We start from the raw sequence: 25,772 nt of genomic DNA on the forward strand, positions 1-25,772 counted from the left end.
ACTGAGGGGAGCCGAAGCTCCCCTCAAGGTCTTGTTGCTTGCTCTTTTTTTATTATTGAGGGGCGGCCTGTTGTTGTTTTTGGCGACCGTGACCCTTTACCGCGTTTCGTGTGACCCACATCCTGGGTCAAGAGCAAACGTATTTTTTTGAGCGCTGATTCGCCTGTCACCGGTACGTCGCTGCCTCGGGGCAGTTTTGTTGTTCTGTGTACGGTGTGGGGCAAGCCCCGGTGGCGCGTCCTCTCCAAAAAAATCTGTTAGCTTCGCCTCTGCCGCGATTGTTCTTGTTATGCCAGAGTCGTTACATGTTGTTTTTATTGGGTGGTACTGATTTTATTGTTTTTGTTGTGCGAGAGATAAAGCAGATGCCGTGCCAACTTTTATAAAACCAGTAAAATCAAGGGTTTGGTGATTTCCAGGTTGATCAGCTCACGGTATCCACGGGTAAATGTGTTTCCCTGATACTCGTCTGGCAGCCAATGGGTAACACCCATTACCCACCCGCGCGCGCCTGCCCCACACGTGAGCCGTTACGGCGGCCCAGTTGTTGGCTGATGTGTTGCCCCACGCCGATCAGCGCCTCAAGATTCACCCCCGTCTCGATGCCCAGCCCTTGCAGCAGGTACAGCAGGTCTTCGCTGGCAACGTTACCGCTTGCACCCTTGGCGTACGGGCAGCCGCCCAGGCCAGCCACGGAGCTGTCGAACACGGTGATGCCTTCCAGCAGCGCCGCGTAGACATTGGCCAGGGCCTGGCCATAGGTGTCGTGAAAGTGCCCGGCCAGCTGATTGCGTGGCACCCGCGCGGCCACGGTGTCGAACAGGGTGCGCGTAGCGCCGGCGGTACCGGTGCCGATGGTGTCTCCCAATGACACCTCCCGGCAGCCCATGGCGTGCAGTTCATGGGCCACGGCCGCGACCTGGGCCGCAGCCACCGCGCCTTCGTATGGGCAGCCCAGCACACAGGACACGTAACCGCGCACCGGCACCCCGGCGGCTTGGGCTGCGGCCATGATCGGCGCAAAACGCTTTAGGCTGGCGCTGATCGAGCAGTTGATGTTGCGTTGGGAGAACGCTTCGGAAGCCGCCGCGAACACCGCCACTTCGCTGGCCCCGGCCGCCAGCGCAGCTTCGAAGCCTTGCAGGTTGGGCGTAAGGGCCGCGTAGGTAACGCCTGGCAGGCGCTGGATAGCGCTGAACACCTCGCTGGAACCTGCCATTTGCGGCACCCATTTGGGCGATACGAAGCTGCCGGCTTCTATATAGGAGCAGCCGCAGCTCGCCAACTCGTTCACCAGCTGTACCTTGTTGGCAACGCTGATGGGGTGCGCCTCGTTCTGCAAGCCGTCGCGGGGGCCGACTTCCACCAGGCGAACGCTGTGGGGCAGGGCCATGGTGTTACTCCTGTGCGGGCACGGGGTGGCGGCCGGTGTCGGCCAGGGCTTGAGTGCAGCGCTCTTCGGCAGTGTCCAGTTCCAGTTGCATCTGCTGGATATCCAGCAACTGCTGCTGCAACTGGCCGCGCCGCTCGGCGATCTTGGCCAGCATGCTGGTCAACTGTTTCTGGTTGCCGCTGGGGTCGTACAGCTCGATCAGCTCGCGGCATTCGGCCAGCGAAAAGCCAATGCGCTTGCCGCGCAAAATCAATTTCAGGGTGACCTTGTCCCGTGGCGAATAAATGCGTTCCTGGCCACGGCGCTCGGGACTGAGCATGCCCTGTTCCTCATAAAAGCGAATGGCGCGGGTGGTGATGTCCAGTTCGCGGGACAGGTCGGAAATACTGTAGGTCATGGCGAAGCTCGCAGGGGCGGTTGACGCTAACGTAAGGCTGCTTGACGTTAACGTCAAGCGAAGTTCTGACCGCTTTTCCGAGGCCGGGATGCGGGCGCTGCAATTAACTACCACCGTCCAGGGCTCCCTGACACGCTCAATACCGCTCCTCTTTCAAGGATCGATACCATGAGCACTCACGATGTTTCACCGTTGTTGTTCGGCGCATTTTGCGACGAAATCGATGTGAGCCTGAGGCACCGGCAAGTCGCCCTGCAACAGGCGGCCATCCGTCAGGTATTGGGTGACGACGGCCACCGCCTGAGCCCAGCCTGGCTCACGCTTGAGCGTCACCAGCAGGCGCTGACGCAGGCGCGCAACGATTGCCTTGCCGCCGCACGCGCGATCGTGCTGCGCGAACCGATCTGGGATGCCGTCCAGCCGGGTCAGGCGCTGTTCGACCGCCTCAGCGCTGCCCAAGCTGCGGCATTGCGTGCCGAAATGGACATGGCCCGGGCCTTGGGGCAATTGACCGACTCACAGGCCGAGCGCCTCAAGGGGTTGCTGGACAGCCCGAAGGACAGCGAGCGGCCCCCCGACGACGCGCGGGTGACGGATCTGGCGTTGCTGAACCCTGCAGGCAACGAGGTGGTGGCGGGTGTCATGGTCATTACCCATGAGCGCGCGTTGCAGGACGCCGCCGGTCAATGGGGTGTGCTGGTGTGGTGGCCGGGCGCTCACGGTGGCCTGGCCCAGTTTGATTCACTGGCTCAATTGGAGGCCAGTCTGCTATTGCCACTGGCGGAGGCGGACGCCGATCTGCGTGCGCAAACCAGTGTGTCGTTCGCTCCCATCCTTGGCGACGCCTTTGCCGTCGGCCTGAATCGCCAATGGCGTCGCTTGCGCGCGCATGCCCGGGCTATTCAGGCCGGGCAGCGGTTATATGCCGACGCCGATACGCCGGCCGCCTCGTTGCAGCGCTGGCAGCAGGAGGCCATCGAGGCGCTCAGCGCCCCGCGCCACGATGCCAGGGACCAGGCATTGAGTGATTGGCTGCACGAGCAGGAAGCCGCGCGCCTGACCGATCACCTGCCGGCCTGGCTGGGAAGGCTGGACACCGCTGGGCGCACGCAGATCAAAGGGCTGACAAAGGCCTATGTCGACGCACAGCGCCAGGCCCAGGCACTGTTGCACCGTGCCCTGGCGCCCCGTGACGAGTTCGTCGACACGCAACTGGCGCAGCGGTTGCAGGCTGACTTTGGTGTTCAGCCTGAACACCTGGTCATCGACGTGCCAGCCACGGTGAGTGCGGTCAAGCAGCTTATCGGCGGCAGTGGCGCGCCGGGCACGCCGTCGCGCCTGGTACACACGCCCAGTGAGCGCCGCGAGCAGTTGGCCCTGGCCGAACTGGCGCTATGGGGAACGGACGAGGTCATGGCGGCGCGCCTGCGGTTCGGCCACGTGCTGGGCCACGGGCTGGGCGTTGCCACAACCCTGCCCTCGGTGGCGCAACTCTGCGCGCTCATGGCGGAACTGGACCTGCCCGCGCAGTATGAACAGTGCCTGCGCCAGGCGTTCACGGGCCTGGCCCAGGAGGATGTGGCCCAGCTACGTCTACGGCGCGCCACCTTGCTGGCGCCGTGGCAGGCTGGGTTGCGCCTGCAGGGCCGCCTGGCGCAGCTTGGCGGCCGGCTGGACGAGGCGAGCCTGGTCTTGCTGCACAACCCTGAAGCGGCTATGCACTGGGTGCAATTTCGCCCTGGGCGCGGGCCGGACGGCAGCAGCCAGGCGGTCAGCCTGTCTGGCGTGATACTGCTGCAAGCAGCCGGCAGCCCCTTGACCTTGCTGTACTTGCCCGACGCCCCCAACGGCAAAGTGCTGACTCGCCATCAGGGTTTGGCCCAGGCCTGCGCCGGCCTGGCACGGATGGCATCGGACACAGGCATGACCGCCTACCTGGCCAGTCTGCCGCTGGTGGGCGACGTCGCCGAGCATGAGGGGCATATTCGCCAGGCCCTGCTCAACGGCTACGAGGGCTTTGTAGCGCCGGGGCAGCGTGTGCAAACGGCTGCCACGCTGGCCGAGCACCAACTGAACCTGCAACTGGGCCGGCTGATTGCCCGCCATCGAGCCACGGCGCGATCACAGGATCAGTTGTGGCTTGCGGCCGCTGCCCAAGGTCATGGGCAGGTGTTCGTAATCATCAAGATGCTGGTGGGGCTGGTGCCTTTCGTGGGCACGGCGGTAGGGCTGTATGATGCCTTCGACAGCGCCATGAACGCAGTGGACGCCTGGCGGCGCGGGCGGCCAGGTGACAGCCTGGATGAAATGGAAAATATGCTGGTGGCGCTGATTGGCGCCGCCATGGACGTGCTGCCGACGATGACGGCCGGGCTGCACGTGCGCAGTGGCATGCACAGGGCACGTGCGGCTCGGGGGTTGCCTGCGCCCGAGCCGGCGACGGTCAGCGGCTCGGCGTTTCATGGCTACCAGAGCCACGTCGCTGTGACCTCATTGCGCGAAGGCAGCGACGGCGTCTGCCGCCTGGGTGAGGCGCAGTACATCCTGCGCGGTGGGCTGGCGTATGAGGTGCAATGGGACGCCGCCTACCGTACCTGGCGCTTGAAAGGCTCGGCGCACAAAACCTATCGCCAGCCCGTTGTTCGTGGCGTCGATGGCCAGTGGCGCAGCCATGGTGCCGCCTACGGTCATTTGGTCGACGGTGGCCTGGCGGGCGGCGGCGCGACGGCTACGCGGCTGGCCGATGCCATGGTCGACCGCCTGCCGCTGGCGGTGCAGCGTCGCCTGCCCCGCTGGCTGGGGGACGCCCTGGTCAGGGAGGAACGGCGCATATTCAGCCGCCTGCTTACCGAGGAACGCGAGGTCACGCGCTTGTTGCGCGCCACCGAGCAGGTGCGCAGCCAGTACGCGACGCAACTGCACAACGAGTCCTTGCGTTTGGACGTGGTGAGGCTGGGCATTGAAGAAGTACAGGCCTGCGATCAGTTGCTGGCCAGCCTTGTGGCGCAACGCGGGCGTATCGACAGCCGGGTCTACCGTGACGCCTTCCAGGCCACCCGTTACCAGGCCATGGGCCGCATGCAGACGTTAGTGCGCCTTGGCAAGGACCGCTTGCGCTCACTGTCGTTCGAATACACCGAACTGCAGGCCGCCCAGCATCGGCTGGTGGTGGCCATCGAGGGCGGTGAAGGGGACTTTACCGAGTTCACCCGCCACACACTGGCCTACCTCAAGCGTGGCCGCGTGATGCGCGAGGCCATGCTGGAGCAGGCTGAGTTCATCGAGCACTGGAGCAAACGCTTCGAGGACCAGTGGCACGGCGCCTCGCTGGACGCGCCGCGGCGTGCCGATATCGAGCGGATCATGAGCGAAAGCGACTACCGCTATCAGCCACGCCTGCATCAAGTGATCAAGGCCGAAACCCTGCTCAAACTGGTGTTCAACGAAAACCTGTCCGGTAGCCCCGAGCGCCTGGAGCTGGCGCGCCTGTTCGCCCGTGACGTGCGGGCGCTGAATTCATTGCTCAGTACCTGGCGGGACATGGGCGAAGTCAGCCATTTGAGCCAGGCCCATCGCCGGCGGATTCTGGACCAGTTCGTGGGTGAGATGGAGCACTTCCGCTGGCGCCTGGAAGAGTGGACCACCGCCTACCCGGAGCATGTTGACCTGCGCTCGCAGAAGCGCGTGTTGCGCCAACTCAAGGTGTTAACGGACATGGCCCAGGCAGAGGTGTCGAGGGGGAATGTGTCGTTGCGCCGTGAACAGCCGGAGGGTGGCCCGCGCAAGCGAGTGTTCGAAACCGTGGATGACCGCGTGCTGATTGGCGTTGAAAGCGGCAAGGGAGTGGCCAGAGTCATGCAGGTGAACTTGCAGGACGGCTCGTCCCAGCACTATCAGCTGGCCGAGGGTGGCAAGTGGCGGTTGCAGGAAGGGGCTGCTGAGCCATTACCGTTGTCCACTCTGAAGGACCAGGCGCTGGTGCGTCTGGATAAAGTCTCGGGGCTGGTGTTGCGGGCCGAGGGCTATTGGCGCCGGGGCATGGCCCTGGCCAGTGTCGATGACCTGCTGGGGAACGAAGGGCGAAGCCTGATTGCACTGGGCACCCGCATCGAGTCACTGGGGCAGGGCGGCAAGGAGGTCGCGGCGTTGGTACAAAGGCTGCGCGACAGCGGCCAGCACCTGACCGCCCAAGCCACGGCCTTGCGCGTACGCCTGAGCAAGGCCAGCCAGCAACCGACCATGGCGCAAGTGCACTACCTGCTGGACCAGGCACAGGTGCGCCTGGAACGCCGCGGTGGTCGAGTGCCTGAGGGTTTCGAGGGGCAAAGTTTCCTGCAGGAATACGCGGTGGTCGATGCGGTGAGCGGTGATGACCTGTGGTTTGCCCACTTCCATTACCAGAAACAACGGCATGCCTTCGACGGCTTCAGTGCCGCGCACCTCAAGCGTGCCGACCAGCGCCTGCTGGGTGCCCAATGGGAAGCGCAGCACCCCCCGCAGCGGGTGTGGCGCAGCCCGATCAGCGCCGCCCAGGCGCGGCAGTTCTTTGAGCCGTTGAACTGATGCCTGTGGCCGTCAGCGCGCTGGGCTGGCGGCCGCGGAGGATGGGTCGTTGCGGGTCACCAGTTGGCCCAATTCGATCATCTGCTCGCGCATCCAGCGGTTGGCCGGGTCCTGGTCGGTGCTCTCGTGCCAGTACAGGTGAGTTTCCACCGGGGGCACGTCGTTGACCGGCAGTGGCACGTAGTTCAGGTCGTGGCGCCGGGCGAAACGCTCCGGCACGGTCATTACCATGTCGGTCTGTTGCAGCACCTGAGAGGCCATCAGGTAGTGCTGCGAGCGCAGGGCAATCTTGCGCTGCAGGCCCATCTTGCCCAGCGCCAGGTCTACGTAGCCCAGGCCGTTGCGGCGGCTGGAAATATGGATGTGGGTGAGCGCCAGGTAGTCATCCAGGTTGATCTTGTCCTTGTTCAGCGGGTGACCCTTGCGCAGGGCGCACACGTACTGGTCTTCCATCAATTTGACGTGGCGCACCTGGGGGTCGGTGTTCAGCGGTGCGTCGACAGCGAAGTCCAGGCGCCCGGCGGCCAGTTCCTTGGTGGTCTCCCGGCGCTTGCACAGGAAGCTCTCGATCACCACCGCAGGCGCCAGGCGGCGCAGGCGCTGGAACATCGGCGGCAGTATCACCGCCTCGGTGAGGTCGGTCATGCTGATGCGAAAGGTCTTGTTCGCCTGCAAGGGGTTGAAGATACGGCTTTCCTGTACCGACACGCGCAGCAGCGACAGGGCATTGCGCACCGGGCCAATGATGTTCTGGGCCATGGGCGTGGGCACCATGCCCTGGGCGGTGCGCACGAACAGCGGATCGTTGAAGGTTTCGCGCAGCCGGGCCAGGGCGTTGGACACCGCCGGCTGAGTGATGCCGACGATCTGCCCGGCGCGCGTCAGGTTGGCTTCGGTATAGATGGCGTCGAAGACGATGAACAGATTCAGGTCGACCTTGCTCAGATTCATGAGGCAGCGCTCTTGTTGTGGTTATGCCGATGCATCGCGTCATCCTATATCGGTGATGAATGATAATAGACGCCGAGAATAGGTTAGATAAATCTTGGTGCCTGTTCTAGCATCGAATCCATGCCAACGACAACCCTTGATGAAAGGTAGCCGCCCCATGGATTTCGCTTATTCGCCCAAGGTTCAGGAATTGCGTGAACGCGTCACTGCGTTCATGGATACGTACGTCTATCCCGCCGAGGCCGTGTTTGAACGCCAGGTTGCCGAAGGCGACCGCTGGCAGCCTACCGCCATCATGGAAGAGTTGAAGCGCAAGGCTCGCGCCGAGGGCCTGTGGAACCTGTTCCTGCCCGAGTCTGAGCTGGGCGCTGGGCTCACCAACCTTGAATACGCGCCGTTGGCGGAAATCATGGGCCGCTCGCTGCTGGGGCCGGAGCCGTTCAACTGCTCGGCGCCGGACACCGGCAATATGGAAGTGCTGGTGCGTTATGGCACCGAGGAACATAAGCAGCGCTGGCTGGAGCCGCTGTTGCGCGGCGAGATCCGCTCGGCCTTTGCCATGACAGAACCTGACGTTGCTTCGTCGGACGCCACCAACATGGCCGCCCGCGCCGAGCGTGACGGCGACGAGTGGGTGATCAACGGCCGCAAGTGGTGGACGTCGGGTGCTTGCGACCCGCGCTGCAAGATTCTGATCTTCATGGGCCTGAGCAATCCGGATGGCCCGCGTCACCAGCAGCACTCCATGATTCTGGTGCCGGTGGACACCACCGGGGTGAAAATCGTCCGGCCGCTGCCAGTGTTCGGGTACGACGATGCGCCCCATGGCCACGCCGAAGTGCTGTTCGACAATGTGCGCGTGCCATATGAGAACGTGCTGCTGGGCGAAGGTCGTGGTTTCGAGATTGCCCAGGGCCGGCTGGGGCCTGGCCGCATCCACCACTGCATGCGTTCGGTCGGCATGGCCGAGCGTGCACTGGAGCTGATGTGCAAGCGTTCGGTGGAACGCACGGCGTTCGGCCGGCCGCTGGCTCGCCTGGGCGGCAACATCGACAAGATCGCTGATTCGCGCATGGACATCGACATGGCGCGCCTGCTGACCCTGAAGGCCGCCTACATGATGGACACTGCGGGCAACAAGGTGGCCAAGAGCGAGATCGCGCAGATCAAGGTGGTGGCGCCCAACGTGGCCTTGCGGGTCATCGACCGAGCCATTCAGATTCACGGTGGGGCGGGGGTGAGCGGTGATTTCCCGCTGGCCTACATGTACGCCATGCAACGCACCCTGCGCCTGGCCGACGGCCCGGACGAGGTGCACCGCGCCGCGATCGGCAAATACGAGATCGGCAAATACGTGCCCAAGGAACTGCTGCGCAGCAACCGTGAACACGGTTGATCGGTAACCGATGTAGCGCTGTCGCGACCGTGTAGCCGCTGCCGAAGGCTGCGGCTACACCGGTTATGCAGTGGTCCGCAGGGTCAATACACCCACACCTCCACCCGCCGGTTCTTGATACGGCCTTCGTCCAGGTCGTTGGCGGCTACCGGCATCTCCGCGCCCAGGCCGCGTATGTCGCGCAGGACTACGCCATTGCGCACCAGCTCGCGGCGCACGGTCATGGCGCGCAGGCGCGATAGCAGCAGGGCGCGGGCGTCGTCGTCCTTGGTGTCGCCGAAGCCCACCAGCGTCACGTCCTTGTACGTCTTGCCGTGCACCCGCAGGTAATCCAGCACCCGTTGCACGTCCGCCAGGGCCTTGTTGTCCAGGCTGGCGCTGCCTTCGGCGAAGCGGAAGTTCACGGAAAGACGTTGGGCCTCGCCCGCCAACTGACGGTAGTCAGCGGGCATGTTGGCGGTAGCCGGCACCTGGATGGCTTGCACCGTCTGTGAAACAAAACCGTACTGGGCCACGATGGCCTGGCCCTTGTCGCTCTGGGTAAAGCGTATTAGCGCCTGGGCCCAGGGGTTGTTGCGCGCCGGCGGCAGGTAGAAGTACAAGCGCCGCGACAGCGGGTAGTCCTCGGTGGCGATCAGGCTGATGCTGGGGGGCATGGCCTGGGCGGCGCCATCGCCAATGGCCAGGGCGCGGGCATGACGCACATAGGGCAGGCCAATGAAGCCGATGGCCTGGGGGTCGCGGCTGACTTCGTCGGACAATTGCTCGCTGGACTCAAGGCGCCGGGCGTTGGCGGCCAGGGTTTTGTCGCGCGCGGTGAGCACCAGTTCCTTGAAGGTGTCCCAAGTGCCGGACTGATCATCGCGGGCAAACAGGTGGATGGGCCCATGGCCCAGGCCCACCGATGACCAGTCGCGGACCTCGCCGGAAAAGATCTGCGCCAATTGCGCGGTGCTCAGTTGCCGCAGCGGATTATCGGGGTGCACGATCACCGCCACGCCATCGATGGCGATCACCTGTTCGGCCTCGGCGCTTTTCAGGTCGCCCAGCTTGTCCAGGGCCACTAATTCACGGTCCTTGATGGGGCGGGATGCGGCGGCAAGGTCCGCTTCGCCGTTCTCCAGCGCGGTAAAGCCGGTGCTGGAGCCGTGGGCGTCGATCTCGATGCGCAGGTGCTGGCCGTCTACCGTCAGTGCCGACACCTGTTGCTCGTTGGGCTGCGGTCCACTGTCGACCTGCACCTGCCTGAGCCCTTGGTCCAGCAACATGGCCTTTACCAGTGCCGGCCCCAGTTCCGCGCCGATGGTGTTGGAGCCCTGGATACGCAGCACGGGCACGTCGGCCTGGGCGCCCAAGGGCAGGGCCAGGCAGGCGAGGCTGAGCAGGAGGCGGGGGAGGGTGAGCATGGTTCTCGCACCAGGGAGCCCAGGGGGCGGTGCGACGAGAATAAGACAGAGGGATTACGGCAATGTGACGCGGTGACCAGGTGGGGCAACTGCTTGTGTGGGAGCGTGCTCTGCCCGCGAAAAGATCGCCGCGATCAGCCGGACCCGATGCGGCGCTGCCTTCGCGGGCAGGGCCCGCTCCCGCAAACGACAGTTGCAGCTTCGGTTCAGCTCAACTTCAACCAAATCGGCGCATGATCCGAAGGCTTCTCCATCCCCCGCAACTCATAATCCACGCCCGCATCCGCCACCCGAGGCAGCAAGCCGTTGGATGCCATGATCACGTCAATGCGCAGGCCGCGCTTGGGTTCGTCCTCAAAACCGCGGCTGCGGTAATCGAACCAGCTGAAGCGGTCGGCCACCTCAGGGTTCAAGTGACGGAAGCTGTCCACCAGGCCCCAGTTTTTCAGGCGGGCCATCCACTCGCGTTCTTCGGGCAGGAAGCTGCACTTGCCGGTCTTCAGCCAGCGCTTGGCGTTGTCCGGGCCGATGCCGATGTCGCAGTCCTCGGGTGAGATGTTCACGTCGCCCATTACCACCAGCGCCTGGTCGTTGCTGAACTGACCTTCCAGCAAGGCTTGCAGGTCTTCATAGAAGCGCTGCTTGGCCGGGAACTTGGTGGGGTGGTCGCGGCTTTCACCTTGAGGGAAGTAGCCGTTCATGATGGTCACCGGGTTGCCATTGGCGTCGGCGAAGGTGCCCCAGATGAAGCGGCGCTGGGCGTCTTCTTCATCGGTGCTGAAGCCCTTGTGCAAGGCCAGCGGCGGCTGGCGCGACAGCAGCGCCACGCCATAGTGGCCTTTCTGGCCGTGGTAGTGCACGTGGTAGCCCAGGGCCTCGACGTCGGCCAGCGGGAACTGCTCGTCGCTGACCTTGGTTTCCTGCAGGCCGATGACGTCGGGCTGGTGTTTTTCGATCAGCGCCGCCAGCTGATGGGGCCGGGCGCGCAGGCCGTTGATGTTGAACGAGACAATCTTCATGGAGGCGGCAGTCCTGGGTAAAACGCCGATGCTAACGGATGGGCCGCACCAACGCGAGCCTCGTGCTAGTGTACGGTCTCCGAAATAAGCTGTTCACTTTTGACGGCGTCTGTCGTTACCAGGCGGCGTTACGACTCCTCGCCATAGCCCTGCTATGACTCGTCGCCGCGCCTCGCCTGGCAACAACAGCCACTCGTCAAAAGCGCACGTATTTCTCAGAAAGGACACTAGGGTCAATTACAGGGAACCTCAGCTGACGGCCACACCCCAATACAAGAATGCGCCGCATCAGCGGCGTCGTGCTGCAAAGGAGCTTGATCATGTCCCAGACTGCCAGCGAAACGGCCAGCATTGTGTTGTTGGACGGTGGCTACGCCAGTGAAGTGCGCTCCTTGCTCTTTCATGCCTACCGCCACGAGCCAACCTTCGCCTATGTGTTCGAAGCCGAGCGCCCCGGCTACGAGCAGCGCGTGCGGGCCACGGTGCGTGAACTGGTGAAGCAGCACTTTCTGCAGGATTTGCCGGGCATCGGCCTGCTGCTGGAGGATCGCCTGGTGGGCGCGGCCCTGATCGCACCGCCACAACGGCGGCTGGGTATCACCGAAAGCTGGGCCTGGCGCCTGCGCATGTTGCTCAGTACCGGACTGCGCTGTACGCGTCGCTACCTGGAATATTATCAGTCGGTGTTGGCCTGCCTGCCCAGCGACGCGGTGCACCTGCTGCCGCTGTTGGCTATCCACCCGCAATACCAGGGTCACCACCTGGGCGAGCAACTTTTGACCGCCGTGCACAACTGGTGCGCCGATGACGAGCACTCCGATGGCGTGGTGCTGGACACTGGCAACCCGCGTTATCTGGACTTCTACCAACGGCAGGGCTACGAGGAAATCGGCGAAATTGCCGTGGGGCCGGTGCGTGAACATGTGTTCTTTCATGCAAGCCCGCAACATTTAGAACATATTCGCGTCTAGTATCAGAATCTTGCGAGGGCCGAACCGCTCTTAAAACGCCGCTTGACCGTGATAGCATCCGCGCCATGAAGTTTTCAGGACGATTTACCCGCGGTCTGGTTTTGCTGTTCACGAGTTTCGCTGCCCAGGCGCAGACCGAACTGGTGGTGCAGGTCAAACCGGCCAATGCCGAGCTCAAGGCCAACGTCGAAGGTTATATCGGCAGCCTGGGCGACCGTGATGCCGAGGCACTCGAGCGCTTCAGCCATGGGGCCGAGGAGCAAGCCGCCAAGGCTGCCCAGGCCTTGGGCTATTACCAGGCGCACATTGCCGCTCAGGTGAAGGACGGCAAGAACCCGCAACTGGTGCTGAGCATCGAGCCGGGTGAGCCTATTCACCTGCGCAATGTAACCATTCGCGTGGAAGGCCCCGCCAGCCAGTTCAAGCGCTTGCGCCTGCCCGACAGCGCCGACCTGCTGCCTGGCGCGGTACTCAACCACGGCCACTATGAAGACGCCAAGCACCTGATCCTCAACCAGGCCTCGCGCTTCGGTTATTTCAAAGGCCATTTCACCCAGCAGAAACTGGCCGTGGACCCCCAGGCAGGTGTGGCCGACATTGAACTGGTGTACGACAGCGGCCCGCGCTACACCCTGGGCGCCGTGCATTTTGAAGGCGACACGCCCTTCGACGACGACCTGCTGCAACGCATGGTGCCGTTCAAACCCGGCACGCCCTACGACTCGCAACTGGTGGCCGAGCTCAACCAGGCGCTGCAATCGAGCGGCTATTTCGAAAGCCTGCGGGTGGACGCGGCGCCCACGTCCGCCGATGGCCAGGTCATCCCCGTGAACGTGCAGTTGAAAACCCGCAAGCCGCGCACGATCGGTATCGGCCCGGGCTACTCCACCGACGTCGGCCCGCGCGTCAAGGCCAACTGGACCCGGCACTGGGTCAACTCCCACGGCGACAGCTACGGCGCCGAGGCGGAAGTATCGGCGCCCCGGCAGAACATCGGCCTGTGGTACGACACGCCCCTGGACCCGCCCCTCACGGACAAGCTGCGCTGGGCCGCCGGCTACCAGTACGAGGAAATCGCCGACACCGACAGCCTGAGCAAATTGCTCACCGTGGGCCCCGAATGGCACAGCAAGCTGCCCAGCGGCTGGCAGCGGGTGATTTCGCTCAAATGGCAACGCGAAGAATACCGCCTGGGCAATGACAGCGGCCTGAGCACGCTGCTGATGCCCGGCATCAGTTACGGCTACCTCAAGAGCGACAACAAAGTCGACCCGCACAACGGCTACCGCTTGCAGTTCGACGCGCAAGTGGCGAAAGAGGGGTTGGGCTCGGACGCCAACCTGGTCCACGGCAACGTGCTGCTCAAGGGCCTGACCACGCTGGGCGAGAACCATCGCTTGCTCGGCCGCGTGCAGTTTGGCGGCAGCGTCACCAATGGCTACAAGGACATCCCGCCGTCGCTGCGCTTCTTTGCCGGTGGCGACCAGAGCGTGCGCGGTTATGACTACCAGACCTTGTCCCCGGAGAATTCGGACGGTGACAAGATCGGCGGCCGCTACCTGGTGGCCGGCAGTGTCGAGTACCAGTATTCGATCGCCGAGAAATGGCGCATTGCGACCTTTGTCGACGAGGGCAACTCGTTCAACAACCTCGAACTGCCCAGCCTGAAGACTGGTGTGGGCGTGGGTATCCGCTGGGTATCGCCGGTGGGGCCGATTCGTGTCGACCTGGCGCATGCGCTGGAAGACCCGGGCGGTTTTCGCATTCACTTTGCCATAGGGCCTGAGCTTTGAATCGGCTGTTGAAACGCGGCCTGCTGTGGGCCGGGAGCGGCGTGCTCGCCGTGGTCGGGGTAGTGCTGGTGAGCGCCGTGTTGGTGCTGGAAACCACGGCCGGCAGCCGGTGGGCCCTGGCGCGGGTGCCCGGTCTTGCCGTGGACAACTTCCAGGGCCGCCTGGGCGGCCATTGGCGCGCCGACGCGGTGCGCTGGGAGCAGGGCGGCACGCGCCTGCAACTGCAAACGCCGTTGATGGAGTGGTCGCCCTCGTGTTTGCTGCACATGACCCTGTGCATCGAGCGCCTGGAGGTGGAACAGATCAGCCTGACCTTGCCGCCCAGCGCGCCATCCGCCGACAGCGGGCCACTGACGTTGCCGGACCTGAAACTGCCCATTACCCTGCAACTGGGCGAGGTGTACCTGGGCAGCCTGACCATCGACGGCAGCGAGCAGGTGCAGAAGCTCAAGCTGGCGGCCCAATGGACGAGCGAAGGCCTGCACATCGACACCCTGCATGCCCAGCGCGATGACCTCAGCCTGGACCTGAGCGGCACCCTCACCCCCGGTGGGCGCTGGCCGCTCAAGGCCCAGGCCCAGGTGCAGTTGCCCAAGGTGGATGAACAACCGTGGCAGTTGGCCCTGGACATCAATGGCAACCTGCTGGACAGCTTGCACCTGCAAGGCCAGAGCAGTGGTTACCTGCCCGCCGACGTGACGGGTGAACTGCAGCCGCTGGCCGACAATTTGCCGGCCCAGTTGCACATCACTTCCCAGGCCTTCAAGGCCGCTGCGGCGTTGCCGGACACCTTGCAGCTCAACCAGCTGGACCTGAGCGCCAAGGGCGACCTGAAGGCGGGCTACCAGATCGTCGGCAAGGCGCAATTGCCCGCCGAAGGCGCGCCCATGAGCCTGGCCCTGAGCGGCGTGGCCACCGCCCAGGGCGCGCAGGTCCAGGCGCTGCAACTGGGCGTGGATGACGCCCAGCGGGTCAAGCTCGATGGCCAGGTCAGCTGGCATGACGGCCTCAGCGCCGACGCCAAGCTCGACTGGCTGGATTTTCCCTGGCATCGCCTGTACCCCGACATCGCCGAACCCCAGGTCAGCGTGCACCGGTTCAGCACCCAGGTGAGCTACCGCAACGGCCATTACATCGGAAACTTCAGCGGCGACTTCACCGGGCCGGCCGGCGTTTTCAGCCTGCTGAGCCCGTTCAGTGGCGACCTGGGCGCGGTGTACTTGCCACAGCTGGAACTGAGCGCGGGCAAGGGCAAGGCCACGGGCAGCCTGACGTTGCAGTTTGCCGATGGGCTACGCTGGAACGCGGCCCTGGACCTGAGCAACCTGGACCCGGCCTTTTGGGTGGCCGAACTGCCGGGCAACCTGGCCGGCCCCTTGCGCAGCAAGGGTGAATTGATCAACGGCGCCCTGCACCTCGACGCCGACCTGGACCTAAAGGGCCGTTTGCGCGGCCAGCCGGCGGTGTTGCAGGTCAAGGCCCAGGGCGCTGACCAGCGCTGGACCCTGGCCAACCTCGACGTACGCCTGGGCGACAACCACATCAACGGCAGCGGCAGCCTCGACCAGCGCCTGGCCGGCCGCGTGGACCTGGACCTGCCACGCCTGGGCCAGTTGTGGCCACAGTTGCAGGGCCAGTTGAAGGGCCGCATTGACGCCGCCGGTACCCTGCAGGCGCCTCAGGGCGAAGTGAGCCTGCAAGGGCAGAACCTGGCGCTGGGCGACAACCGCTTGCAGGGCATTACCCTGGGTGCCAGCCTGGACAAGGCCCAGCAAGGCAACCTGACGCTGTCGGCCAGCGGCATCCGCACCGGGGCCACCGTGTTGGGCACCCTGACGGCCAAAGGCAGCGGCGACCTGCGCCGCCAGCAACTGCAATTGGACCTCAAGGGCCCGCAACTGCTGCTAGCCCTTGGCCTGGACGGCACGTTGGACAAAGGCAACTGGCGCGGCCGCCTGGCCAGCGCCGACGTTCAGGCCGGCGGCCAGGACTGGCGGCTGGCCAACCCGGCCAAACTGGAGCGGCTGGCCAACGGCACGCTCAATCTGGGCGCACACTGTTTCCAGTCCGCAGGCGCCAGCCTGTGCGGCGAGGACCAGCGCCTGATGCCCGAGCCGAAGATCCGCTACCACCTCAAGCAGTTCGCGCTGCAAAGCCTGGCGCAATGGCTGCCCAAGGACTTCGCCTGGCAAGGCCTGCTCAATGCCGACCTGCAATTGGACCTGCCGGCCAGCGGGCCCAAGGGCCAGGTGCTGGTGGACGCCAGCGGCGGCACCCTGCGCCTGAAGGACAAGGAGCAGTGGCTGGACTTTCCCTACCGCACCCTGCGCCTGACCAGCAGCCTGGGGCCGCGCCGCATTGACACGCAGCTGCAGTTCGAGGGCGAGCGCCTGGGGCAACTACAGGTCAATGCACGCATTGATCCCCTGGCGCGCAACAAACCGCTAACAGGGGATTTCCGCCTGCAAGGGCTGGATGTGGGGATTGCCCGTCCGTTCGCGCCCATGGTCGAGAAATTGGCCGGGCACCTGGACGGCAGCGGCCAGTTGGCCGGCACCTTGGTGGCGCCGCAGGTCAACGGCAGCTTAAGGCTCAGTGGCGGCGAGATTGCCGGGGCGCAGTTGCCGGTCAGTTTCGAAGGCCTGCAATTGCAGGCGCAGATCGCCGGCGAAAGCCTGCACCTGCAAGGTGACTGGAAAAGCGGCAAGGCCGGGCAGGGCAGCCTCGGCGGCCAGGTTCAGTGGGGCCAGGCATTGATGGCGGACATCAGCCTCAAGGGCAGCCGCCTGCCCGTGACCGTGGAGCCCTACGCGGAACTGGAAGCCGCCCCCGACCTGCACGTGCAAATGGCGGACAACAAACTGGCGGTGACCGGCAAGGTGTTGATTCCCACCGGCGCCATCACGGTGCGCGAGTTGCCGCCCTCCACGGTCAAGGTGTCCGATGACACAGTGATCATCGGCCACCAGGCACCTCCCGATGCCGCGCCGATGGCCATGGCCATGGACATCAATGTCGAGGTGGGGCAGGACAAACTGAGCTTTACCGGTTTTGGCCTGACAGCCAATCTGGCCGGCCATGTGCACATTGGCGATAACCTCGACACCCGCGGTGAGCTCACCCTCAATGACGGACGCTACCGCGCCTACGGCCAGCGCCTGACCATCCGCCGCGCGCGCCTGTTGTTCGCCGGGCCCATCGACCAGCCGTACCTGGACATCGAGGCCGTCCGCCAGACCGACGACGTGATCGCCGGCATCCGCCTGAGCGGTAGCGCCGAGCAGCCCACCACCGAGGTGTTTTCCGAACCCACCATGAGCCAGGAGCAGGCCTTGTCCTACCTGGTGCTGGGCAGGCCGTTGAGTTCCACGGGCGACGACAACAACATGCTTGCCCAGGCCGCCCTGGGCCTTGGGCTGGCGGGTAGTTCCGGGGTGACCGATCACCTGGCCAAGGACCTGGGTATCCAGGACTTCCAACTGGACACCCAGGGCAGCGGCACGACCACCAGCGTGGTGGCCAGCGGCAACCTGTCGGAGAAGCTCAGCCTGCGTTATGGCGTGGGGGTGTTTGAACCGGCCAACACCATTGCCCTGCGCTACAAGCTGAGCAAGAAAGTGTATGTCGAGGTGGCCAGTGGCGTTGCCAGCTCGCTCGACATCTTCTACAAGCGCGATTTCTGACGTGAAGACGACGCCCTGGGGCGTCGTCGGTTTGCTGCGCGGGGGGTGGGTCAGGTGCAGTCGGCCGACGCGCCTGCTTCCTGGCGCCTGATGTTGCCGATCTGGCGCAGGCTCAAGCCGTACTTGTCGGCCAATTCGCTGCGTGAGCTGCCCTTGGAACTTTCCTCCTGAATTTGCCGGTTGCGCAACTGCCGGCAGAAATGATCGGCCTTGGGAATCTCCAGGGCCAGGCCTGCGAACCGCTCGATCAAGCGCTCCAGTGCCTCGCGCGGCAGGTGCTTGGCCAGCGCGGTGCGCTGCGGGTGCTTGGGGATGTACTTGGGGCGCCCACCGTACAGGCAGGTCAGGTGGTAGGCATGCTCCACGCCGATGCAATCGATCAGCCGTTGCAGCGAATGGGGCAGTTGGCTGATGTCGACTTGCTTGAGGTCATTGATATCCATGTTGACGTCCTTGTAATGGCGATAGGATTTTCGTGGCGACCGTCACGTTGCGCGGCGCTTGGTCAAATTCTATGTGGAATCGCCGGGCACTACAGACGGCAACGGTGATAGAGGCGGTAGGAAAATGGGCGTTGTGTTGTAGCAGTAATCGCCAAGGGCGGTCTGGAGGGCGTGAAACTGTGGAAAATGGCGTTAAGCCATTGCGCAGGGGGTGGGGCACCCATCGGGCGCTGTAATCAATAATTGCTGCCCAGCGACGCGATACCGCTCTGCTTGGCATGCGCCCTCCATTGTTTCCAAGGCTTGCGCCATCCGCGCGACGTACCGCTTGACCCAAGAGCCTCCAGCTCAGTGTTCATCACGTAGAAAAAAAGCGAGCCCTGGGGCTCGCTTCTGGAGTCAACGTCCTTGCATGAAACCGGGGCCGCCACCGTGGCCGCCTCCGAAGCCGCCACCGCCGCCGCCACCACCGCCGTGGCCGCCGCCACCGCCCGGTGGCATGAACATCCAGCAACCGCTCAGCGATACGGTCATGAGAAGGGGAATCAGCAGTGTGATTCGACGCAACATGGGTAAATCCTCATAGAGTGAAGCACCCGTCCACAAAGCAGGATGGGCACTGTACTATGAGACCCTGAAAACCCCGGTGCATCCCCGCAATCGAGTATGCACCTGGTGTGTCCACGGACACCGAACCGATACAAATGAACCAGGAAACCGCAATGACTCAGAAGCAACGCCTGATCTACTCCGTCATCATCTCCCTTGTCGTGCTGGCCATCATGCTGGGCTTGTCGTGGATGCAAAAGGACGGCCTGATCAGCGAAAAGCTGTTCCAGTACATCGCCATTGGCGTGGCCGTGGTAGTGGTCGTGCTCAACGGCGTGATGCGCCGCAAGGTCAAGCCCTGACCCGCCTGCCTCAAGTTGTCGCCCAGGGCGACAACCTGGTGGCACGTAGGGGTATCAGGAAAGGGGGAAGGGGCGCAGCAGGCCCAGCGCGTGCTGGCTGAGGCCGTAGGTCTTGTCGGCACGCATGTCGATCACGCCCTCACTGCACAAGCGCTTGAGCACCTCGCGTACACTCAGGAACGACAGGGGAATGTCCAGCTCCTGCAAGTGGGTGTGCACGGCGCGCACGCCGATGGTTTGCCCTGCGCGTTCGGCGCCCAGCAAGGCGTCGATGACCTTCAGGCGGATCAGGCTCGTGCGCAGCCCGTAGTCCTTGAGCAAAACCTTGATCTGGCTGTTGCTGCAGCGGTCCGCAGCGGGCGCTGCGCTGGGCAGGTGGTGGGTTGCAGCAAGGGCGGGGGAAGGCATTGGCGAGTTGTGCATGCAAAGACTCCTGTTCCAGAGCAGGTCCGGTTTATTGTCGCTCCTACGTATAGGACGAGTGGACTGCTTGAATCATGAACCCTGGACTGTTGAAAATGTGTGATTTTCACGTGTACAGAATGATAAAACTTCGCGGCTACGGCTGCGACGGGATGCTGTTGAGCACTGTGTCGCCGTCATTGTTCTGGGTCAGGTAGATGGGCAGCACCTTGGGTAGGCTGTTGGCCAGCGTCTTGAGTCGCGCGGTGTCATACACGCCACCGATGCGGATCCGCGCGCTGTGGTCATCGCCCAGCACCAGCGGTTTTTCCAGGTAGCGATTGATCAACGGCAAGGCATCGACCAGCGGCAGGTTATCCAGGATCAGCTTGCCGTCGCGCCACGCAAGGCTGGTATCGCCGGCGTATGTCTGGAGCAGTTGCGGTTCGTAATCACCGGCCTTGTAGCGCGCCTGCATGCCCGGGCTCAGGCGGAAGCCGCCATCCGGGTCGGCATTGATGCTGCTGACCAGCACCGAGCCTTCGACCAGGGTGACGCGCACCTGGTCCTGGTATTTCCACACGTTGAAGCGTGTGCCGGTCACCTTGACGCGGCCCTCGGCCGCCTTGACCACGAAGGGATGCAGGGCGTCGTGGGTCACCTCGAAGAACGCTTCGCCGCGGGTCAGGCGTACCTGGCGGCGGTCCTTGAAATGGGTGTAGGTCAGCTCGCTGTCCAGGTTCAACTCGACCTTGCTGCCGTCACCCAGCACCACCTGGCGCAGGCTGCCATGGCTGCTTTCGTGCTGGTAGGTATCGGGTAGCCACCCGACGTTCCAGCCGGTAAAGGCGGCCAGCGGCAACGCAACCAGGCTGATGGCCGCCGCCACCGCCCAGCGTCGCAGCGCCTGGGGACGACGCTTTAAGGGCAGTGCCGGCGTGGCGCGCGGCAGTTGATCGGACAGGGCCCAGATATCCTGCATGGCGGCGAACTCTTCGCCATGCCGGGTATCGGTGGCCAGCCAGTGCTCGAACTCCAGGCGTTCCTGGGCCGTGCAATCGTCGGCGTTCAGGCGCATGCACCACTGGGCGGCGGCCTCGGCGATGGCATCGGAGTGAGCAGGATTGGCGGGCATTTCGATGATGGGCTCCAGCGAATTTGCGCCATTCTAACCTTTGACCCTGAAATGCTGAAACCCGTCAATCGTGGCAATTGTGTATCGCAGCCGAACAAATACTCCCTCGGGCGTCCCCAGGCATCATTCGCCCTCGTACGGAAAACGTTCGGCCCCCAGTCGCGTGGCCAAAAAGGCAATGGAGTCCGCGTTCATCAAAATGATGCTGGCGCGAACCTCGTCGTCGCTGTGAAAACGTTCGCGCACGTCGGCCAGCGTCTGGGCGCCGCCAATTTGCAGCAGGCCGTCATAGCCCATGTCGGTCTTGCTGGACGGGTCGCGCAGTTTGCCGGTGTCGGGGTCGGCAACCTTGAATAATTTTCTGCGCGGCGCCTTCTTCCTGAACGCCAGGCGCTGCTCAAACAGTTGGCTGCGCAGCACCTGCTGCGCGAAGGTTGAGTTGCCCAACGCTTTCATCAGCGGTGCTTCGGCACCTACGTAAGCAAAGTCATCGGCCATGCAGGCCAGGTGCGCCACTTCATGAATCAGCACGGCTGCCTGAAAGTGCAGGGTCACCGGAAAGGTCGAGCCGCTGGCCAGGTTGGCCTTGAAATCAGGTGGAGCATCAAAGAATCGCTCGCTCAGGAAGATCTGCTGCTTCATGTCGCCACGAATGCTGAACGCCGTGACACGCGAGCGCCCGGGCTTGTTCTCACCCGTCACGTACCGCTCCGAGTGGCCGGGGCTCATGGCCGGGTCCAGCAGGAAGGTCAGGACCTGCTCCAGCCGTTCCATCACCTGCTGGCGCAGAGGCTCTGGCGGCGTGGGCACGTCGAAGGTGGTGTTCAACAGTTTGTCGACGTAAGGCGGGCGTCTGCCCGTGGTGGCTTCGCCCTTGAGGTTCAGGCGGGCCACACGCAGGTAATTCACCGCACGGCGGTGGGCCGCCTCGATGCGCTGGGCCTTTTCCAGGTCCTTGAGGTAGATGTCGCTCATGCCCCTGGCGTTTACCGTGAATACCCGGTTGACGAACTGGTTGACCTCGCCGTCAGTGAACGGCCCTGCCAGCTTGCCGATGCGCACCGGCATACCGCCGAACAGGCCCAGCCGGACACCGGGCTTCCACTGGTTGTCGGTGGCATCCCAGGCAATGGGCGGACCAAATTCCTGGCCGTTGTACACATGCCAGGTATCGTCCACCTTTTTCACCCGGTACGCGCGCCCCTGGATGATCGCGTAATAGCGGTCACCGTGGTGGAACACGTGCTGCGTGGTGTCGCGCTCCAGTCGGCTCAAGGTGAGATCGCGCACCTCGAACGGCGTCAGCCGATTGCTCGGTGCGCTGCGGTCCTCGGCAGCGAGGGGCAGGGGGCGCTCCTCCGGCTCGTCGTCTGACCTGAGCGGTGCCTGCTCCCCTGGCTCGCTACCTTGGCGGGCGCTGGCAAGCAGGCTCAGCGCAGCGGCGAATTGCGCCACGGCCTGGCCCCATTGATGCTGCGCGGCCGAGGCGTAGGAGGCCACGAACCAATTTCTACTCTCCCAGGCATTGATCAGCAGGGCAGCCGTGTGGGGCACCGCCATCAATACCTGATCCACTAGCTGTGTGCGCAGGTAGCGGTGAGCGGTCAGGCCCGCCTCCGCCGTGGTCACCGTGGCCGCGTGGATAACCAGATGAAGCATCTCGAGGTTGTCGCGAAACAGGTGTTGCAGTGCATTGCTGTTGATGGGGGTGGTGTCCAGCGTGACAGGGTCGGCCACGGGCGCAATCGCCAGGCCGTCGGAGCCAAGCCATGGTTTGTACAGGTTCGGGTGTTGGAAGCCGCCGTTCGCATACACCCGGCGAGCGGCGGGGGCCAGGCGCTCGAGCACGGTGCCTTGCAGTACAGGGCTGGCGAGGATATCGGACAGCAGCGCGTCGCGGTTCGGGTACTCGCATAGGTCCTGTTGCGCGGTATTGACGATGTAGAGCACCACCGGCCCCTTGTCTGCATCGCGAGGCGCAATCACGTGCATGCCAGTGACCTTGTCGGCAGGAACCCCCGGCTCACGTCGCAGGCGCAGGGGGAACAGTACCAGGGGCTCGCCATCGGCAGAGGCCCGTGCAGCCGGGTCGGGCATCGACAGCATACGCTGCACGTACTCCTGCGCCGTGGCCGACAGCTTTTTTTGCAGCCTTAGCGCATAGGCAGTTTGCTGCAGCGCCGCTTGCAGCACCTGGCAAAACAGTGTCTGGCGCGCCGGATAGTCGGGGTCGCCGGTGGCCAGTTTTTCGGCCAGCAGGGTGCGGTATTGCCGGGCGATATCCAGCTTGGCAAACAGCGTGCGTACATAGGGTACCGTCAGCTTTTCCGGGACCGTGGCCGAGGCATCGGCCATGTGCAGGCTGACGACTTCGCCAGTATGGTGGGCGAACTGGTCAGGGGCGCTTTGGGTGAGTGTTCCATTGTTGACCACTGTGGCCGCAGCGGTCATGACGATGGGCATACCCGGCGAGGCTGGGGCACTGATCAAATGGGTGAACTGCACCATCACGTTATCAGGGTTGGGCGCCGCCTGGCCAAGGTCTTTCTTGAGTGCGGCGCTGAGTAGCCGGTGGCTGAATTCGGGCAGGGTCTCGATGCCGAACAGGTAGTCGTGGTCATCGCCTGCGACCCTGCCGCATCGCTCCATCAGGTCGGCGTAGGTGTGCAGCTCGCGAACTGTGGCACCGCTTATCCACGCGGGCAGGACGCCTTCCAGAAATTGGCTTTCAAGCATCACCTGCAGGCGCGTAAACACTGGAAACAGTGCGTCGCCCTGCTGTTGCCAGTCGACGTAACGGTGCCAGAGCTGGCCGCTGGCCGCCGTGTCGGTGGCCATCCGGGCGGCGATTTCGCTGGACAGGACGCGTTGCGTGAACGCTTCGTTCTGCAGGTGTAGCCACACCGGGAGGGTGATCAATTGTGTGCTGAGTGTGATGGGGGCGGCGGCGGTGTCGCGCAGCGCTGCATAGAGTGCGTCCTTTTGACGGGGGTGCAGCAATGAAGGCCACAGCGCCGATTCGGACGGCGCGCGCAGCCGTATGCTGACCCACTCCTTCAGGGCTGCCAGGCAATCGAAGCTGCGCAGCTCGCCAATGGCTGACCACAGCAGCACGGGCCCGGACGCGGCCCCCGTTTCATGCACCACCAAGCAGTTGCTCAGGGCCGCATGGGGTTCGCTGCCTGGGAACGTGACGGTCAAGGTATGGGCCACTGCCACCTTGCCCTTGAGCGCTACACGTTGCAGGTGCAGCGGGTAGTCCAGCAGCTGTTGCAGCAGGTCCAGGAGGTGGCTGGCTGGCCCGGGTTGCCGACGTTGTGCGGCCAACTCCAGGCGCAGCAGGCGTTGGCGGATGTCGGCGAACGTTTCCTGGGGCCACTGCCACAGTCCTTGCACAGGGCGGCCGTTGCTGCGCCTGGCAGCGGCCTTGAAATACGTTGGCCATCGGGCCGAGGCCAGGCTCAGCAGCGCGTTGGCCAGAGCCTGCGGCAGGGCTTGGAGCGGTTCGCCATAAGCATCCACCGGTGCGGGCCGCGGGAGCGTGCGGGGGCGGCCAAGCGATTCGAGCACGGCATCGCCCAGGTTGAGCTGCATGGCCACCTTGCCCTGCGTGGCGGCCTGGCTGAAAAAAACGTTCTCGCACGTCAGCTGTCCATTGACCACCGCCAGGTAGGGGTTGATCAACTCACCCAGCCAGTCACCGACCCCAGGCTCGCTGTCATGCAACGCACGGAAGCGATTTACCTGGCGGTGCAGATGCTTCAGTGCCTCGGCCCGTGGGTCCAGATTGCCGGCAACCGCTTCCAGGGCGGTCTGGCCCCGCAGCGGTCGAACCCGCCAGCGGTTGGCCGGGTCAAGGCTGAGCTGGCGTGGGTCGATCATGCGTCGCAAGTCCAGGGCCTGGTCAACACTGACCATAATGCGCGCGATATCGTGCGGCTGGGCCTTCTTCAGGGCGGTGGCCAGGTTGCGGCGCTGCCACTGGGCGATGTCATCGACACAGTCGAGCCAGGTTGCCTTGCTGCTGCGGGTGATGGCGGCTACCGGTGTGTGTTGAGCATTCAAGGTGGTCAGCGCTTCAGTGCTGAGCCCCGAAGGGCCGGGGCCCGAGAGGTTGATGTAAGCGTCGATGGACTCGTTGGCGCCCACGCGCTGCAAACCGCGCAGCGCGTTATAGATAAACATGTGGGTGTGCGGCTCAAGCGTGATCAACAGTGTGCCGGCCACCTTGAACTGGACGGGGTTGTCGACGGTTTCCGCCAGGCTCAGCAGTTTGATCCGGCCTTCGTCGGCGGCCGTGGCCAGCAATGCCCAGTCATCGGGTTCCAGCGAAGCGTTTTCGTGCGCCTGCAGCAGTGCCTGGTAGAACGCAGCGGCGAATGCCTGGGCCAAGGCGTTGCGCTGCTTTTTCCAGGCCAGCGTCAAGGCCTCGATGAAGTCGCTGGGCACTGCCGATGCTGCCTGGTCAATCAAGGCCTCCAGACGCACCCGGTCAGGTGGCAACATGACCGCCCCAAGTGGGTCCAGCCACTGCAAGGTGCAGTGGGCGGGCAGTGGTTGCCTGGCGTATACCTGCCGTACGCGTTGCGCCAGGTTCAGCAGGTACTGGGTGGTTGCGCTGGCCGTGTCCACTACCTGCGCCCAGTATTGCTGCGGTTGCCTGGGGCCATCGGCAAACGTCGCTGGCAGCCGGCGGCTCAGGTGGGCTTGCAACTGGCTGTCCAGTGACGGCAGTTCGCCCAGCCATGTGGCGGTGGCACTGAGCTGGTGCGCGCGTTCTTCCACGTACCCCATCATCAGGGCATGAAATACCTCGCCCTCCAGAGCCTTGAGCTCGAAGTCGGCCATGGGCGCGCCCTGTAACGTGCGCAAATGTGCGTGCAGCAGCTCGCGGTTGTTGAAGGCCTTCAGCCCCTGCAGCGGGGTCCACAGGTAGACAGCCTCGTGCTGGGGGGCGGTAAGGCTCAGTAGCAGGGCACAGGCCAGGGTAGCGTCGCGTTCGGCGCCATCAATGAGTGGGGTGTCGGCGCGCAGGTGGTCCGTCAGGACGTGCCCAAACGTGAGCAATTGCAGTTCGGCAGCACTGATGCGCTCGCCCTCGAAGGCTGACTGAAGGTCGGTCAGGTAACGTGCGCGCAACGCTTCGTCGTGGAAAAAGGGCAGGGTGACAGCAGGCATGGTGGCCTCCGGTTTTTCTAAGGAAGCGAACGGTAGCGGGCTCATGCCTGGGCGCGGCGGTACATATTCACGCCCGCCATGGGCGGCGGCGTGCGCTTGACAGTCGTTGCGGGGGGGTGCGATTAATCGCG

The 25,772-nt window shown here is 64.1% G+C and carries 16 protein-coding genes; 6 read left to right on the top strand and 10 right to left on the bottom strand.

Translation table 11 applies throughout. The annotated features are described in order from the left end of the window. Positions 1 to 493 precede the first annotated feature (493 nt). Together PMM47T1_RS12030 and PMM47T1_RS12035 are read right to left on the bottom strand one after the other, a co-directional pair. Positions 494 to 1,393, bottom strand: a complete 900-nt coding sequence (locus PMM47T1_RS12030) for a hydroxymethylglutaryl-CoA lyase (protein WP_008369004.1) — start codon at positions 1,391 to 1,393, stop codon at positions 494 to 496. A 4-nt stretch (positions 1,394 to 1,397) separates the two neighbouring features. Beyond that, positions 1,398 to 1,790: a MerR family transcriptional regulator gene (locus tag PMM47T1_RS12035; protein WP_008369007.1), complete on the bottom strand. Its 393-nt coding sequence runs from the start codon at positions 1,788 to 1,790 to the stop codon at positions 1,398 to 1,400. 168 nt (positions 1,791 to 1,958) lie between these two features. On the opposite strand from PMM47T1_RS12035, the gene PMM47T1_RS12040 reads away from it, so the two are divergent. Next, the gene (locus PMM47T1_RS12040) at positions 1,959 to 6,353 is read left to right on the top strand and encodes a hypothetical protein (protein WP_008369009.1); all 4,395 of its coding nucleotides are present in this window, start codon (positions 1,959 to 1,961) and stop codon (positions 6,351 to 6,353) included. 12 nt (positions 6,354 to 6,365) lie between these two features. Here PMM47T1_RS12040 and PMM47T1_RS12045 read toward each other — a convergent pair whose 3' ends face one another. Then, positions 6,366 to 7,304 (bottom strand): LysR family transcriptional regulator, encoded by a 939-nt coding sequence (locus tag PMM47T1_RS12045; protein ID WP_008369011.1) that lies wholly within the window; start codon positions 7,302 to 7,304, stop codon positions 6,366 to 6,368. Between the two features lie 157 nt (positions 7,305 to 7,461). Between PMM47T1_RS12045 and PMM47T1_RS12050 the strand changes: the two genes are divergently transcribed. Then, positions 7,462 to 8,700 (top strand): acyl-CoA dehydrogenase, encoded by a 1,239-nt coding sequence (locus PMM47T1_RS12050; protein ID WP_008369013.1) that lies wholly within the window; start codon positions 7,462 to 7,464, stop codon positions 8,698 to 8,700. Positions 8,701 to 8,783: 83 nt separating this feature from the next. On the opposite strand, the gene PMM47T1_RS12055 is transcribed toward PMM47T1_RS12050, so the two are convergent. Further along, positions 8,784 to 10,106, bottom strand: coding sequence for a substrate-binding domain-containing protein (locus PMM47T1_RS12055; RefSeq protein ID WP_008369016.1), 1,323 nt, complete (start codon positions 10,104 to 10,106; stop codon positions 8,784 to 8,786). Between the two features lie 206 nt (positions 10,107 to 10,312). Continuing rightward, on the bottom strand, positions 10,313 to 11,125 hold the full coding sequence (gene xthA / locus PMM47T1_RS12060) for an exodeoxyribonuclease III (protein WP_008369018.1): 813 nt from the start codon (positions 11,123 to 11,125) through the stop codon (positions 10,313 to 10,315). A gap of 320 nt (positions 11,126 to 11,445) precedes the next feature. On the opposite strand from xthA, the gene PMM47T1_RS12065 reads away from it, so the two are divergent. The 3 genes from PMM47T1_RS12065 to PMM47T1_RS12075 all read left to right on the top strand — a co-directional run bounded on the left by PMM47T1_RS12065 (position 11,446) and on the right by PMM47T1_RS12075 (position 17,572). Next, on the top strand, positions 11,446 to 12,096 hold the full coding sequence (locus PMM47T1_RS12065) for a GNAT family N-acetyltransferase (RefSeq protein ID WP_008369020.1): 651 nt from the start codon (positions 11,446 to 11,448) through the stop codon (positions 12,094 to 12,096). A 65-nt stretch (positions 12,097 to 12,161) separates the two neighbouring features. Further along, complete coding sequence (locus PMM47T1_RS12070; RefSeq protein ID WP_008369022.1) at positions 12,162 to 13,889, top strand: autotransporter assembly complex protein TamA; 1,728 nt, start codon at positions 12,162 to 12,164, stop codon at positions 13,887 to 13,889. Between the two features lie 8 nt (positions 13,890 to 13,897). Then, positions 13,898 to 17,572, top strand: a complete 3,675-nt coding sequence (locus tag PMM47T1_RS12075) for a translocation/assembly module TamB domain-containing protein (RefSeq protein WP_008369024.1) — start codon at positions 13,898 to 13,900, stop codon at positions 17,570 to 17,572. 50 nt (positions 17,573 to 17,622) lie between these two features. Here the strand turns inward: PMM47T1_RS12075 and PMM47T1_RS12080 are convergent, their stop codons facing one another. Together PMM47T1_RS12080 and PMM47T1_RS30090 are read right to left on the bottom strand one after the other, a co-directional pair. Then, positions 17,623 to 18,015: a Mor transcription activator family protein gene (locus PMM47T1_RS12080; RefSeq protein WP_008369026.1), complete on the bottom strand. Its 393-nt coding sequence runs from the start codon at positions 18,013 to 18,015 to the stop codon at positions 17,623 to 17,625. Between the two features lie 399 nt (positions 18,016 to 18,414). Continuing rightward, positions 18,415 to 18,585 (bottom strand): hypothetical protein, encoded by a 171-nt coding sequence (locus PMM47T1_RS30090; protein WP_008369028.1) that lies wholly within the window; start codon positions 18,583 to 18,585, stop codon positions 18,415 to 18,417. Positions 18,586 to 18,737: 152 nt separating this feature from the next. Here PMM47T1_RS30090 and PMM47T1_RS12085 point away from each other — a divergent pair, with 152 nt between their 5' ends. Then, the gene (locus PMM47T1_RS12085) at positions 18,738 to 18,926 is read left to right on the top strand and encodes a hypothetical protein (protein WP_008369031.1); all 189 of its coding nucleotides are present in this window, start codon (positions 18,738 to 18,740) and stop codon (positions 18,924 to 18,926) included. A 54-nt stretch (positions 18,927 to 18,980) separates the two neighbouring features. On the opposite strand, the gene PMM47T1_RS12090 is transcribed toward PMM47T1_RS12085, so the two are convergent. The 3 genes from PMM47T1_RS12090 to PMM47T1_RS12100 all read right to left on the bottom strand — a co-directional run bounded on the left by PMM47T1_RS12090 (position 18,981) and on the right by PMM47T1_RS12100 (position 25,641). Continuing rightward, a complete protein-coding gene (locus tag PMM47T1_RS12090; RefSeq protein ID WP_008369032.1) occupies positions 18,981 to 19,349 on the bottom strand; it encodes a hypothetical protein in 369 nt (122 codons plus the stop codon). A 136-nt stretch (positions 19,350 to 19,485) separates the two neighbouring features. Continuing rightward, the gene (locus tag PMM47T1_RS12095; protein ID WP_443216094.1) at positions 19,486 to 20,472 is read right to left on the bottom strand and encodes a FecR family protein; all 987 of its coding nucleotides are present in this window, start codon (positions 20,470 to 20,472) and stop codon (positions 19,486 to 19,488) included. Between the two features lie 114 nt (positions 20,473 to 20,586). After that, the gene (locus tag PMM47T1_RS12100) at positions 20,587 to 25,641 is read right to left on the bottom strand and encodes a dermonecrotic toxin domain-containing protein (RefSeq protein WP_008369034.1); all 5,055 of its coding nucleotides are present in this window, start codon (positions 25,639 to 25,641) and stop codon (positions 20,587 to 20,589) included. Positions 25,642 to 25,772: the final 131 nt, after the last annotated feature.

This window comes from Pseudomonas sp. M47T1, from assembly GCF_000263855.1.
Taxonomy (GTDB): Bacteria; Pseudomonadota; Gammaproteobacteria; order Pseudomonadales; family Pseudomonadaceae; genus Aquipseudomonas.